11 protein-coding genes are annotated in these 14,012 nt (G+C 66.9%); 5 read left to right on the top strand and 6 right to left on the bottom strand.

All coding sequences use genetic code 11. The features are described 5' to 3' along the window. Window positions 1–87: 87 nt before the first annotated feature. Window positions 88–2,049, bottom strand: coding sequence for a DNA primase (gene dnaG, locus G3A50_RS01915; protein ID WP_163073598.1), 1,962 nt, complete (start codon window positions 2,047–2,049; stop codon window positions 88–90). A gap of 372 nt (window positions 2,050–2,421) precedes the next feature. Beyond that, the gene (locus tag G3A50_RS01920; RefSeq protein ID WP_163073600.1) at window positions 2,422–2,877 is read right to left on the bottom strand and encodes a GatB/YqeY domain-containing protein; all 456 of its coding nucleotides are present in this window, start codon (window positions 2,875–2,877) and stop codon (window positions 2,422–2,424) included. A 224-nt stretch (window positions 2,878–3,101) separates the two neighbouring features. Here G3A50_RS01920 and carA point away from each other — a divergent pair, with 224 nt between their 5' ends. From carA to G3A50_RS01940, 4 genes are all read left to right on the top strand, one after another. Further along, on the top strand, window positions 3,102–4,322 hold the full coding sequence (gene carA, locus G3A50_RS01925; RefSeq protein ID WP_163073602.1) for a glutamine-hydrolyzing carbamoyl-phosphate synthase small subunit: 1,221 nt from the start codon (window positions 3,102–3,104) through the stop codon (window positions 4,320–4,322). A 206-nt stretch (window positions 4,323–4,528) separates the two neighbouring features. Next, entirely contained in the window at window positions 4,529–7,864 is a 3,336-nt protein-coding gene (gene carB, locus G3A50_RS01930; RefSeq protein ID WP_163073603.1) for a carbamoyl-phosphate synthase large subunit, read from the top strand. A gap of 135 nt (window positions 7,865–7,999) precedes the next feature. Then, a complete protein-coding gene (gene greA, locus G3A50_RS01935; protein WP_163073605.1) occupies window positions 8,000–8,473 on the top strand; it encodes a transcription elongation factor GreA in 474 nt (157 codons plus the stop codon). Window positions 8,474–8,541: 68 nt separating this feature from the next. Next, window positions 8,542–9,624: a glycosyltransferase family 4 protein gene (locus G3A50_RS01940; protein WP_163073606.1), complete on the top strand. Its 1,083-nt coding sequence runs from the start codon at window positions 8,542–8,544 to the stop codon at window positions 9,622–9,624. 30 nt (window positions 9,625–9,654) lie between these two features. Here G3A50_RS01940 and G3A50_RS01945 read toward each other — a convergent pair whose 3' ends face one another. The 4 genes from G3A50_RS01945 to G3A50_RS01960 are packed head-to-tail and all read right to left on the bottom strand — an operon-like array spanning window position 9,655 to window position 12,701. Further along, window positions 9,655–10,701 (bottom strand): ELM1/GtrOC1 family putative glycosyltransferase, encoded by a 1,047-nt coding sequence (locus G3A50_RS01945; RefSeq protein ID WP_163073608.1) that lies wholly within the window; start codon window positions 10,699–10,701, stop codon window positions 9,655–9,657. After that, on the bottom strand, window positions 10,698–11,336 hold the full coding sequence (locus G3A50_RS01950; RefSeq protein WP_163073610.1) for a methyltransferase domain-containing protein: 639 nt from the start codon (window positions 11,334–11,336) through the stop codon (window positions 10,698–10,700). Before G3A50_RS01950 ends, G3A50_RS01945 begins: the two co-directional genes overlap by 4 nt. 1 nt (window position 11,337) lies before the next feature. Then, window positions 11,338–12,228: a glycosyltransferase family 8 protein gene (locus G3A50_RS01955; RefSeq protein WP_163073612.1), complete on the bottom strand. Its 891-nt coding sequence runs from the start codon at window positions 12,226–12,228 to the stop codon at window positions 11,338–11,340. Continuing rightward, window positions 12,225–12,701 carry an Lrp/AsnC family transcriptional regulator gene (locus G3A50_RS01960; protein ID WP_163073614.1) on the bottom strand — a complete coding sequence of 159 codons (477 nt, stop codon included), beginning with the start codon at window positions 12,699–12,701 and terminating at the stop codon, window positions 12,225–12,227. Before G3A50_RS01960 ends, G3A50_RS01955 begins: the two co-directional genes overlap by 4 nt. A gap of 287 nt (window positions 12,702–12,988) precedes the next feature. On the opposite strand from G3A50_RS01960, the gene trxB reads away from it, so the two are divergent. After that, on the top strand, window positions 12,989–13,975 hold the full coding sequence (trxB, locus tag G3A50_RS01965; protein WP_163073615.1) for a thioredoxin-disulfide reductase: 987 nt from the start codon (window positions 12,989–12,991) through the stop codon (window positions 13,973–13,975). Window positions 13,976–14,012: the final 37 nt, after the last annotated feature.

Here is a 14,012-nt window from a genome sequence, read left to right on the forward strand (position 1 = left end):
CTCACCCGACATGGTGAAAGCCGACGCAAACAGGGCCTTCCGCTCCACAGCGCTGCGACGCGCGCGGGCGGGCGACCCGGAGATTTTCTACATCGACCGCATCGGTCGACCCGACGCAGCGCCGAACCCCTCTACCAAAGCTTCGGTTCCGTCAAGTGCTGCGAGCTGTCTTTGTACATCGAGAAACCGTGCCCAATTCATTTCGGAGGGCTCCTCCGCGAGGCGTTTCTCGGCTTCCTTCAGGTCCTTAGATAGGGCATGGCTGCGCCGGTGCAAGACCAGCCGCTGGTTCCACCACAATTCGACATCGCTGCGGCCGGCATCGGCAAAAGCGGGCCAGTCGTGACGGGGCACCGCGACCTGGGCGAGCCGTGCGGCCAGCGGCGCCAGCCCCGCCGCGTCGAGCCGCGCGGCCATCTGTGCGGCGTCGTCGGCCTCGCCATCGATATGGGCATCGAGCAGCGCATTGCGCAGGTCGGCCATTTCCTTGTTCAGAAACGCCATCTGCGCGAGTTCCTCGGAAAACTGGTCGAGCAGCCAGGGGTGGTTCATCGCCGCGAACAGCAGCAGCGCCTCGTTGCGCGGGATCTGCGCCGCCGCCCCGCGCAGCAGGCCCGACAGCCGCATGCTCTCGCCGGCCACCGCCGTTGGGGCCCGCCCCTCCCCCATGCCGCGCGATCCCATGCCGCGCGACCCCTGGCCGTTGCCGCGCCAGGTTCCGCGCGGGCGGGCGCCGCCGGCGGTGAAGTCGCGGCGCTGCCCCCCGCCCTGCACCACGGCCGGCTGGAACAGGCGGCGGAAACGCTCCATCAGTTCGCTGCGGTAATGCTTGCGCACGGTCTCATCGGCGATCAGCCGCACAATGTCGCCGATGCGCGCCTCCAGCGCGGCGCGGCGCTCGGGCGTGTCGATGCTGGCATTCTCGACCTCGCGGATCCAGAGCACGTCGGCGAGCGGCTGGGTGCTCGCGAGCACCGCGTCCACCGCCTCGCGGCCGCCGGATCGCACCAGATCGTCCGGGTCCTGCCCGTCCGGCAGGGTGCCGAAGGTCAGGCTCATGCCGGGCTTGAGATGGGGCAAGGCGAGATCGAGCGCACGATAGGCGGCGCGGCGGCCGGCCTTGTCCCCGTCGAACAGCAGCACCGGCTCGGGCGCCATCTTCCACAGCAGGGCCAGCTGGTCCTCGGTCAGTGCGGTGCCGAGCGGGGCGACCGCGCCGGCGAAGCCGGCCTCGACCAGCGCGATGACGTCGACATAGCCTTCCACCGCGATCACCGGCGCGCCCTTGTGGGCGGCGGCGCGGGCGTTGAAGCCGTTATAGAGCAGCGAACCCTTGTGGAAGAGCGAGGTCTCCGGCGAGTTGAGATATTTGGCCGAGACGTCCTTTTCCAGCGCCCGCCCGCCGAAGGCGACCACGCGCCCGCGCAGATCGGTGATGGGAAACATCACCCGGTCGCGGAAGCGGTCATAGGGCACGGGAATATCGTCGGCGGCGACAAGAAGGCCGGCCTCGACCATGTCCTCCACCGGCACGCCGCGGGCGCCCAGAGCCTCCTTGAGGGCGAAGCGCTCGGGCAGCGCGTAGCCGATGCGGAAACGCGCCTGCGTTGCCGGACCGAGCCCGCGATCGGCCAGATAGCCGCGCCCCTTGGCGCCGGCCCGGCCCTGCAGGGCGGCCTCGTAATATTTCGCCGCCAGGTCCATCACTTCGTGAAGCGTCTTGCGACGGCTCTCGCGGACCTCTTCCTCGCGCGACTGCACCGGCATCGGCAGGCCCGCCATGCCCGCGAGCCGCTCCACCGCCTCCGGGAACGGCAGGCCATCGACCTCCATCAGGAAGTCGAACTGGTCGCCATGCTTGCCGGAGGAGAAGCAGTGATAGAAGCCCTTCTGGTCGTTCACATAGAAGGAGGGCGACTTCTCGGGATTGAACGGCGAGAGGCCGCGCCATTCGCGCCCCTGCTTCTTCAGCTGCACGCGCTTTCCCACCACCTCCGACACCGGGAGGCGAGTGCGTATCTCGTCGAGGAACGAGGGCGGGAAGCGCATGGTGGACGCGGTTCTTTCGTCGGCCGGGCCGAATCAGCAGGCAAGACACGGGCCGTGCTGGCCCATTAGGCGCCTATGGTGGCGCTTAAGTGGCGCCGCGCCGAGCCTTTGCCAACCACGATCCCCGCTATTCACCGCGGGAACAGCAAACCGAACGGTTTACGCTCACCGCAGACAGCCCGGTTTTGAACCACATGGCCGACCAAGCGCGCATCGCCGCACGCCGGCTCCCGCCAACCCACCTCGCCCAGGCCCGGGAACGGCTCGGCTTCTACGCGCGGTTCTGGACCGGGCGGCGTGATCGGCCTGACGCCGGGAATGGCCGGGGATGGCCCGGCCATCAGGCCGCACGACGCGGATGCGCCATACCGCTCAGGCGGTGAGCAGGGCCTTCACGGTGCCGCTGGCCTTGCCGAAATCCATCACGCCGGTATAGCGCTCCTTGAGCGCGGCCATGGTGCGGCCCATGTCCTTCAGCCCGTGCGCGTCGATCTCCGCGATCACCGCGCTGATGGCGGCCTGCGATTCGGCCTCGCTCATCTGCTGGGGCAGGAACACCTTGATGACCTCGATTTCCTCGCGCTCCTGCGTGGAAAGATCGACGCGGCCGGCTTCCTCATAGACCTTCGCGGATTCCTCGCGCTGCTTGATCATCTTGGTCAGCAGGCCCATCACTTCGTCGTCGGCAAGCGGGTCGCGGCCGTGGCCGCGCGCCTCGATGTCGCGATCCTTGATCGCGGCGTTGACCAGTCGCAGCGTTGCGAGACGCAGCTTGTCACCGGCCTTCATCGCCTCCTTGAGGGAGCTATTGATCTCGTCGCGCAGCACTTGTCAGCCTCTTCCATGTGCGCGGGCCGGCCGCGCGGAACTTTTCCGCACCCTGCCGTCATCCGCGTTCGTGTTGTTGATCCGCCCCGACGCCCTTCACGCCACCGCAGATGGCGCTCCCCCGCAGCCATCCGTTCCCCGAAGGACAGATGCGCAACCACAAGGCTGGCGTCCGGCGCGGCGACCGACTAATTAGGGCACACGACGACAGGGAACAAGACACGATGAACGGAAGCGCTGGACAGCACTCCGACGATGAGGTGCGGGTCGACGACGCATGGGCCGAGCCGGTGCCGACGGCACTGCTGGTGCTGGCGGATGGAACGGTGCTGGAAGGCTTCGGCCTCGGCGCCACCGGCCATGCCGTCGGCGAGGTGTGTTTCAACACCGCCATGACCGGCTATCAGGAAGTGCTGACCGATCCGTCCTATGCCGGACAGATCATCACCTTCACCTTTCCACATATCGGCAATGTCGGCACCAATGAGGACGACATCGAGACCATCTCGATGGCCGGCGCCTCGGGCGTGCGCGGCGTGGTCGTGCATTCGGCGATCACCGAACCGTCGAACTACCGTGCCACCCGCCATTTCGACCAGTGGCTGAAGGCCCGCGGCATCATCGCCATCTCCGGCGTCGACACCCGCGCCCTCACCGCGCTGATCCGCGATGGCGGCATGCCCAACGCGGTGATCGCCCACGCCCCCGACGGCATTTTCGACGTCGAGGCGCTGAAGCGCCAGGCCGCCGAATGGCCGGGTCTGGTCGGCATGGACCTGGTGCCGATGGTTACCTCCGCCCAGCGTTTCAGCTGGGACGAGACGCCGTGGACCTGGCCCGAGGGCTTCGGCCGCCAGAGCGCGCCGGGGCACCACGTGGTCGCGGTGGACTACGGCATCAAGCGCAACATCCTGCGTCTGCTGGCCCGCGCGGGCTGCAAGGTCACCGTGGTGCCGGCCACCACGACGGCGGAGGAGATCCTGGGACTGAAGCCGGACGGGGTGTTCCTCTCCAACGGCCCGGGCGACCCGGCCGCGACGGGTGAATACGCCGTGCCGGTGATCCGCGAGATCATCGACAGCGGCGTGCCGACCTTCGGCATCTGCCTCGGCCACCAGATGATCGGCCTGGCGGTGGGCGGGCGCACCATGAAGATGCACCAGGGCCACCACGGCGCGAACCATCCGGTCAAGGACATGACCACCGGCAAGGTCGAGATCACCTCGATGAACCATGGCTTCGCGGTCGACCGCGACAGCCTGCCGGACACCGCGCAGGAGACCCACGTCTCGCTGTTCGACGGCTCGAACGCCGGCATCCAGCTCACCGACAGGCCGGTATTCTCGGTGCAGTACCACCCCGAAGCGAGCCCCGGCCCGCAGGACAGCCACTATCTGTTCGATCGTTTCATCGAGATGATCGCGAAGAACAAGAAGGCGGCGTAAGGCCGCCTTCCCTCACCTCTCGCGGGCGCCAGAACGGCGCTCGCTTCGCCGACCCTTCCCCGCCACCGGAATCTGGTTTAAGGGAAGCGCCAAATCGCGGGTTTAACGCCCGCCAAGAAAGTCCGATCCGGGAACGGCCAAGGACGCGTTGACCGACGCGTCCTTTTTAGTGTGCCCGGACAAATGCGCGAGCCGCACGGGATCCGATGCCGAAACGCACAGATATCTCCACCATCCTCATCATCGGTGCCGGACCTATCGTTATCGGTCAGGCCTGCGAGTTCGACTATTCCGGCACCCAGGCGTGCAAGACCCTCAAGGCCGAGGGCTACCGCGTGGTGCTGGTGAACTCCAATCCGGCAACCATCATGACGGACCCGGATCTGGCGGACGCGACCTATATCGAGCCGATCACGCCGGAAGTCGTCGCCAAGATCATCGCCAAGGAGCGCCACGCCATCTCCGGCGGGTTCGCCCTGCTGCCGACCATGGGCGGCCAGACGGCGCTGAACTGCGCGCTCTCGCTGCGCAAGATGGGCGTGTTGGACGAATTCGACGTCGAGATGATCGGCGCCACCGCCGAGGCCATCGACAAGGCCGAGGACCGCGAGCTGTTCCGCGACGCGATGACCAAGATCGGTCTCGACACGCCGCGCTCGCGCCAGATCAAGAACCTGCCGCAGGCGCTGGAAGCGCTGGATGAGATCGGCCTGCCGGCCATCATCCGCCCCTCCTTCACCATGGGCGGACAGGGTGGCGGCATCGCCTACAACAAGTCCGAATACATCGAGATCATCGAGCGCGGCATCGACGCCTCCCCCACCAACGAAGTGCTGGTGGAAGAGAGCGTGCTGGGCTGGAAGGAGTATGAGATGGAGGTCGTCCGCGACAAGGCGGACAACTGCATCATCATCTGCTCCATCGAGAACATCGACCCGATGGGCGTGCACACCGGTGATTCGATCACCGTCGCCCCGGCGCTGACGCTGACCGACAAGGAATACCAGATCATGCGCGACGCCTCGCTGGCGGTGCTGCGCGAGATCGGGGTGGAGACCGGCGGTTCCAACGTGCAGTTCGCGATCGACCCGGAAACCGGGCGCATGATCGTGATCGAGATGAACCCGCGGGTGTCGCGCTCCTCGGCGCTGGCTTCCAAGGCCACCGGCTTCCCGATCGCCAAGGTCGCAGCGCGCCTGGCTGTCGGCTACACGCTGGACGAGATCGCCAACGACATCACCGGCGGGGCGACGCCTGCCTCGTTCGAGCCGACCATCGACTACGTCGTCACCAAGATCCCCCGCTTCGCCTTCGAGAAGTTCCCCGGCGCCGACCCGGTGCTGACCACTTCGATGAAGTCGGTTGGCGAGGCGATGGCGATCGGGCGCACCTTCCAGGAAAGCCTGCAGAAGGCGCTGCGCTCGCTGGAGACCGGCCTTACCGGGCTCGACGAGATCGAGATCGAGGGCCTTGGCCAGGGCGACGACAAGAACGCCATCCGCGCCGCCATCGGCACCCCGACCCCCGACCGTCTGCTCTATGTCGGGCAGGCGATGCGCCTTGGCCTCGACAACGAGACCATCCACGCCAGTTGCAAGATCGACCCGTGGTTCCTCGAACAGCTGCGCGAAATCATCGACATGGAGGCGAAGGTACGCACCCATGGCCTGCCGCGCACCGCGGGCGCCTTCCGGCGGCTGAAGGCGATGGGCTTCTCGGATTCGCGCCTGGCCGGCCTGTCGCGCCTGCATGAGGCGGAAGTCGCCGCGCGCCGGCGGGCGCTGGACGTGCGCCCGGTCTACAAGCGCATCGACACCTGCGCCGCCGAATTCGCCGCCCCCACCGCCTATATGTATTCGAGCTACGAAACCCCGTTCGCGGGCGTCTCGATGGATGAATCGCGTCCTTCCGGCGCCAAGAAAGTCGCCATTCTCGGCGGCGGCCCGAACCGGATCGGCCAGGGCATCGAGTTCGACTATTGCTGCTGCCATGCCGCCTTCGCGCTGAAGGACGCCGGGTATGAGACCATCATGGTCAACTGCAACCCGGAAACCGTCTCGACCGACTACGACACCTCGGACCGGCTGTATTTCGAGCCGCTGACCGCCGAGGATGTGATCGAGATTCTCGACCGCGAGCGCGCCAATGGCGAGCTTCACGGCGTCATCGTGCAGTTCGGTGGCCAGACCCCGCTGAAACTGGCGCGGGCGCTGGAAGATGCCGATATCCCGATCCTGGGCACCTCGCCCGAGGCGATCGACCTCGCCGAGGACCGCGACCGCTTCAAGACCCTGCTGGACAAGCTGAAGCTGCGCCAGCCCGCCAACGGCATCGCCTATTCGGTGGAACAGGCCCGCCTGATCACCGCCGATCTCGGCTTTCCGCTGGTGGTGCGTCCCTCCTATGTGCTGGGCGGACGCGCGATGCAGATCATCCGCGAGGAAAGCCAGCTCGGCGACTACCTGCTCGGCACCCTGCCCGGGCTGGTGCCGAACGACATCAAGGCGCGCTACCCCAACGACAAGACCGGCCAGATCAACACGCTGCTGGGCAAGAACCCGCTGCTGTTCGACCGCTATCTCTCGGATGCGATCGAGGTCGATGTCGACTGCCTGAGCGACGGCGAGGACACCTTCATCTGCGGCATCATGGAGCACATCGAGGAAGCCGGCATCCATTCGGGTGATTCGGCCTGCTCGCTGCCGCCCTATTCGCTGAGCCCGGACATGATCGCCGAGCTGGAGGCGCAGACCCGCCGCATGGCGCTGGCGCTCGGTGTCGGCGGCCTGATGAACGTGCAGTACGCCATCAAGGACGGCACCATCTACGTGCTGGAAGTGAACCCGCGCGCCTCGCGCACGGTGCCCTTCGTCGCCAAGGTCATCGGCCAGCCGATCGCCAAGATCGCGGCACGCGTGATGGCGGGCGAGAAGCTTGCCAGCTTCGGCCTGAAGCCCTTCGCCGGCGGGCATGTGGCGGTGAAGGAAGCCGTGTTCCCCTTCGCCCGCTTCCCCGGCGTCGACACCGTGCTCGGCCCGGAGATGCGCTCCACCGGCGAAGTGATGGGTCTCGACCGCTCCTTCGCCGTGGCCTTTGCCAAGAGCCAGCTCGGCGGCGGCACCAAGGTGCCGACCTCGGGAACGGTGTTCATCTCGCTGCGCGAGGACGACAAGCCGCGGATCCTGGAGACCGCGGCGATGCTGCAGTCGCTCGGCTTCAAGATCATCGCCACCTCGGGCACGCAGCGCTTCCTTGCCGCCAACGGCATCGCCAGCGACACCATCAACAAGGTTCTTGAGGGCCGGCCCCATATTGTCGACGCCATCAAGAATGGCGGCGTCCAGTTGGTGTTCAACACCACCGAGGGAGCCCAGGCGCTCGCGGATTCGCGATCACTGCGCCGCGCAGCCCTCTTGCACAAAGTGCCATATTACACCACGCTGTCTGGTGCGATCGCAGCGGCGCGGGGGATCAAGGCCTATATCGGCGGCGATCTGGAAGTACGCGCCCTGCAGGATTACTTCAGCTCGGGCCGCCACTGACATCGCCTCCCGGCGATGAGGGACGGCCACGAACGACTTACATGATCAGCCGTCGCGGAGGTTTTTGAGCCAGCACTGGTTCACATACCTTCCGCGAGGGCTGTCTTTGCCTTTAGGGAGGTCAAGAACAGACCTATGGAAAAGTTTCCGATGACCGCCGGCGGTCACGCCGCGCTTGAGATCGAACTCAAGCAGCGCCAGCAGGTCGACCGGCAGCGCATCATCGCCGCGATTTCCGAGGCGCGCGCGCATGGTGACCTGTCCGAGAACGCCGAATACCATGCCGCCAAGGAACAGCAGGCGCTGAATGAGGGCCGGATCGCCGAGCTTGAGGACAAGCTGTCGCGCTCTGAAATCATCGACGTGGGCAAGCTGTCCGGCGACACGGTGATGTTCGGGGCGACGGTGACCCTCATCGACGAGGACACCGAAGAGGAAAAGCGCTGGCAGATCGTCGGCGACATGGAGGCGGACGCCAAGGCTGGCCGCATCTCCATCTCCTCGCCCATGGCCCGCGCGCTGATCGGCAAGAAGACCGGCTCGTCCGTGGAGGTCGTCACCCCCAAGGGTGCGCGCTCCTACGAGATCGCCGACGTCCGCTTCGCCTGACATCCCGCCGCGCGGAGCGCCCGCCCATGACGGCTCGCACATGACAGCCCTGCCATGAAAGCTCGGCCATGACGCGCCCCGCGGGGATCGATGCCGGGCGACTGGAAGTGGTGGCGCCGAACTTCAAGCGCCGCCTCTCCGGTGTCACCGCGACGCTGGAACGTGTGCTGCCCTTCCAGGCCCGTGCGCTGCACATCGCCGCGCTCGGGCCTGGTCTTTCACCTGACGTGCCGCGTATCGGCTTTGCCGGGCTGCTTCATTTCTGGAGCCGCCCGGCGGGCCGACGCGTGCGGATCTGGCATGCTCGCCGTAATGTCGAGATGCTGGCGGGAATCGTGCTGCGCGACGTGCTGCGGATGAAGCTGAGGCTGGTATTCACCTCCGCCTCGCAGCGCCATCACAAAAGCTGGACCAAATTCCTCATCCGCCGCATGGACGGCGTGATCGCGACGTCGGCGAAGACGGCGGCCTATCTGGAGCGCCCGTCCACGGTCATCCATCACGGCATCAATGTCGCCCGTTTTCACCCGCCCGCCAGCAAGGCGCAGGCGCGCGCCGCCCTCGGGCTGCCCGATTTGCGACTCATCGGCTGTTTCGGCCGCATCCGTGCGCAGAAGGGCACGGATGTCTTCGTCGATGCGCTGATCGATACCCTGCCCGCCCATCCGGGCTGGGGCGGCATCGTGCTCGGCCGCGCCACCGGCGCGCACAAGGATTTCCTGGCCGAACAGAAGGCAAAGGTGGAGGCCGCCGGGCTCGCCGACCGCATTCTGTTCCCCGGCGAGGTGGCGACGTCCAAGACGCCGGAATGGTATGGCGCGCTGGATCTCTACGTCGCCCCGCAGCGCTGGGAAGGCTTCGGCGTCACCCCGCTGGAGGCCATGGCCTGCGGCGTGCCGGTGGTGGCGACACGGGTCGGCGCCTTTGACGAGCTGGTGATCGAGGGCGAGACCGGGCAGCTTGTGCCGCCCGGCGATGTCGGCGCCATGAACGAAGCCATCGCCGCCTTCATGGCGCTGGACACGGGCGCGCGCGCCGCCAAGGCCGACGCCGCGCGGCGCCATATCGAGAGCACGCACTCGATCGAGGCCGAGGCGCGCAAGATCAATGCGGTCTATGAGGTGGTCTGGGCGGGCAAGGTCACCCGCTGAGGGTAGAACCTCACCAGCCCCGCCGCCTTCCTAGGAACGCGGCTCAAGCCCCAGCACCGGGGCCACCAATGCGGCCAGCCGGTCGAGCTGGTTGCCCTGAGGCGGCTCCAGCGCCGTCAGCGTGGCGGCGAACTGCTCGCCGGTGACGGTTCCGAGCGGCAGGATGGCCAGGCTCTGCCCTTCCACGCCCCAGCGCGCCGTGCACCAGGAGGCGATCGCCTCGCTGGCATAGCCATCATGCACCTTCGCCGAGCGCAGGCCGATGACCGGGCGCCGCGCGGTCAGCCCTTCGGCCAGCATGCTCATGGAATCCTCGGTCACCACCACCGCATCGGCGCCGAACAGCGCGCGCACCGAACCGGGACCGGCAGTGCGGTAATCGATGAACTCCGCCAGCACACCCTCGCCGGCCAGCGCCGCGAACCTCGCGCCAACCTCGTCCGGGGTGCGGCGCGAGGTGGTCACGCGCCAGCGCACGCCGTGGCTGGCCGCCAGGTCGCGCACCAGCCGGATCAGGGCGTCCCACTCATTCTGGGGCCACTCCTTGCGATAGGCGGTGCCCCCGACCAGCAGCGCCAGTTCGGCGCCGTGAAGGTCGCCCGGCACAGCCAGCCGGCGCGGGGGCGGATAGGCATCGGGGTCGACGGTCGAGGGAATGAGGCTGTACGCGCAGCGCGGATTTCCCGCCGCCCGCGGCGAGGCCACGATCATCAGGCTCACCTCGCGGGTGTCGTAGCCGCCTATCCCGCCGGAATAGAGGAACGGCACCCCGCCAAAGGCGCGGCTGATAAGGATGCCCGCGGCGATGGTTGGCCGGCCCGAGCCGATGATGACATCCGGCCGGTCCAGTGCATCGGCGTCGATGTCGTACATCCGGCGCAGCCAGCTGCGGGCGTCCGGCACGGTGCGGCCGTAGCGGCGCATGATGAACTTGCGCACATCGTCATGGGCGAACCAGTTCGGGTGCACGTCGATGCGCGCGGTCTCGGTCGGCGTCAGACGGCCCACCGCCAGCGCCACACCCTCAGCCTGGTTGAAATGGCCGGGCTTCTTGTCCCGCAGAACCAGCAGCTTCAAAGAACGGCTCCATGTACGCCGGGGCCCAGCAGCTTGCGCTGCGCCGAACGGGAGAGTTTCTGCACCCGGTAGATCGCGCGCTCACGCATCCGCACGCTGAACCCGGCCAGCCCGCCAACCTCGCCGTCCCAGGTCTTGAAGGCGACGCGGTTGCGTCGGTGGATCGGCATCTGGCGGATGGCGGGGAAATGCGGGCGCAGGCGCTCCAGCCACCACGACGCCCCGTGCTGGGACACATGCGCGTTTCGCCCGTCCGACAGCAGGATCTTGGCCGGCCCGGTATCGATGACCAGCAGCGCATGGGTCGCCAGCGCGGCGATGCTGGCGAGCACGGCGTCGATTTCCTCGTCGGGGATGTGTTCCATCACGTCGACATTGACGGCCAGATCCACACGCACCGCCGGCAGGATGGAAATGGCGGGAATCGCGGGATCGTAGCGGTGAATTTCACCGATGCACGCCTTCGCGGCGATGAGAAAGGCGAGGTCGCTTTGCCCGCAGCCGAAGTCGATCAGCGACGCGGGCCGGAGGGCAAGAATATGGGGAAGCATGTCGGCCAGCGCGTGCCGCGCGGTGGCGCCGTAGCGATGACGGGAGTGGAGCTTCGCGTACTCGCCGACAAGGCTGTGGTCCATGCTAGCCCTCGAATCTTCGCTTGAGGCGGCCGATGAAACGTTTGAGCCGGCGCACCCGTTTCTCGACCTTCCGTCCGAACCGCGTCTTGATCGGCGCGTTGGCGAAGGGCGTGCGCGCGCGGTGCTCGAAATAGAGATCGCGCGAGGGGTGGCCGCAATCGGAGTAGTTCGGCTTGATCTGGCCGATGAAGTGAATGATCCGCGCATCCGCCCAGATCGAGGGGTCGTCGACATAACGACCCTTCTTCAGGCGGCGATGCATGTTCCAGCGCTCGTCCAGCGCCAGCCAGTCGCCGCGCAGCGCGCCGTTGAGCGCGTCCTGGTCCATCATCGGCAGTTCGGGATGGGCGTCGACGAACTCGATGACCCGCTCGGAAATCCGCTGATGGCGCCAGGCCTCCAGATCGATCAGCAGCACGCCGCTGTTGAAATAGCGCATGTCCGCCGGCAGGCCGATGTCGAGATTGCGCTTGGCGTGGCGTTCGGGGACCTGAAGGGCGATGTCGTCCACCGCCGCCAGCGCATGGCCCTGCATGTCGATCTCGGCGAGCGGCGCCAGCGAGCCGTTCACCAGCGTGTCGCAGTCGATATAGAGCAGCCGGCCGGTGGCATCGGCCAGCGTCAGCGGCATCAGGATGCGGGCGTAGGCGGTGCGCGAGAGATGATTGTTGACCGGCCGCGCGGCGAAGGCGCCCATCGCATCGGTCAGATCGACGAATTCCAGCCCGTCACGGCCGTAGCTCAGCCGCATCTTCTCCTTGTCGGCGGGGCTGACGCCGTCGCAGAACACATAGACCGCGCCGACGTCCGCACCCGCCCTGTCGGAAAGGGAGGCAAGCAGAACGGCCGTCAGTTCCACATAGGCGGTGTCAGTCGCGGTGGCGACGATCAAGGAGCGCTCCCCTCCATCGGCACCACCGGGGCATCCTTGGTCTGCTTCAGCGAGAGCGCGGTCTTCACGTTGCGCACATTGGGCGCGCCCGTCAGCTCATGCACGAAGTTCTGGAAGCTGCGGAGGTCGGGCGCGACGCAAAGCAGGATGAAGTCCGTCTCGCCCGACAGCATCCAGCAGTCGCGCACCAGCGGCCAGCGCTCGACCTGCTCGGCGAAGGCGTTGAGGTCCGTCTCGGCCTGGCTGACGAGATGAACCATGGCGAAGGCCATCAGTTCAAAGCCGAGCTGCTTTTCATCAAGCAGGGCGCGATAGCCCTTGATGATGCCCTCCTCCTCCAGCGTGCGCACGCGGCGCAGGCATGGCGGCGCGGAAATGCCGACGCGCTGCGACAGCTCCACATTGGTGATGCGGCCGTCGCTCTGGAGCTCGCGCAGGATGCTCATGTCGATCGCGTCGATACGGCGAGGCAAGCCGGCATCTCCTGATAAGGCGGCGGAAGGGGCAATACGGCCGCGACCATAGAGCAGCGACCGGCCAGAGCAATTATCTTTCGCGGGGCCGCAGCGCAATCTTCCCTTGGAAAACTAAGTGTCAATCTCTGTGCCGCTTGCAGAGCGACCCACGAGCCCCTACATTTTCGCATGGCTGGCCCCTGTCGCACTTGCGGACCGCGCATGTGTCACCCAACTGGCCGGATCTCTCCGCTCGAGATCATCGGCTCGGGAACGATCCTTCAGGTCCGCTACAGGTACATCACATGTCGTCGGCTGCGATTTCCAGTGCTTCGCCCCACCACGTCAAGGTTCTGATCATCGGTTCCGGTCCTGCGGGCTATACCGCGGCCGTGTATGCCGCGCGGGCGATGCTGCAACCGGTGCTGATCCAGGGCATCCAGCCCGGCGGGCAGCTGACCATCACCACCGATGTCGAGAACTATCCCGGCTTCGCCGACCCGATCCAGGGGCCGTGGCTGATGGAGCAGATGCTGACCCAGGCCGAGAAGATGGGAACCCGCATCGTCAACGACATCGTGACCAAGGCCGACTTCTCCTCCCGGCCGTTCCGGCTGGAGACCGATTCCGGGCAGGTGTGGATCGCCGAAACGGTCATCCTCGCCACCGGCGCGCAGGCGCGCTGGCTGGATCTGCCCTCCGAGCAGGCCTATCGCGGCTTCGGCGTCTCCGCCTGCGCCACCTGCGACGGCTTCTTCTATCGCGGCAAGGAAGTGTTCGTGATCGGCGGCGGCAACACCGCCGTGGAAGAGGCCCTGTTCCTCACCAATTTCGCCTCCAAGGTCACCATCGTGCACCGCCGCGACAGCTTCCGCGCCGAGCGCATCCTGCAGGATCGCCTGTTTGCGCACCCCAAGGTCGAGGTGGTGTGGAACGCCGCCCTGCATGAGGTGAAGGGCGGCGAGGAGCCGACCAAGGTGACCGGTGTGGTGCTGAAGAACGTGGAGACCGGCGCGCTGAGCGAGCATCGGGCGGACGGCGTGTTCATCGCCATCGGCCATGCCCCGGCGACCGAACTCGTCGCCGGCCAGCTCACGCTCAAGCCGAGCGGCTATGTCTGGACCGCGCCGCATTCCACCCAGACCTCGGTCGAGGGTGTCTTCGCCGCCGGCGACGTCGCCGACGATATTTTCCGCCAGGCCGTAACCGCCGCCGGCATGGGCTGCATGGCAGCGCTGGAGGCCGAACGCTTCCTCGCTGTCCAGGAGCCTCTCGCCCAAGCCGCCGAGTGAGCTGATCCAATGGAACACAAGGCCAACCGCGCCCGCG

It is taken from the genome of Ancylobacter pratisalsi (assembly GCF_010669125.1).
GTDB classification, from domain to species: Bacteria; Pseudomonadota; Alphaproteobacteria; order Rhizobiales; family Xanthobacteraceae; genus Ancylobacter; species Ancylobacter pratisalsi.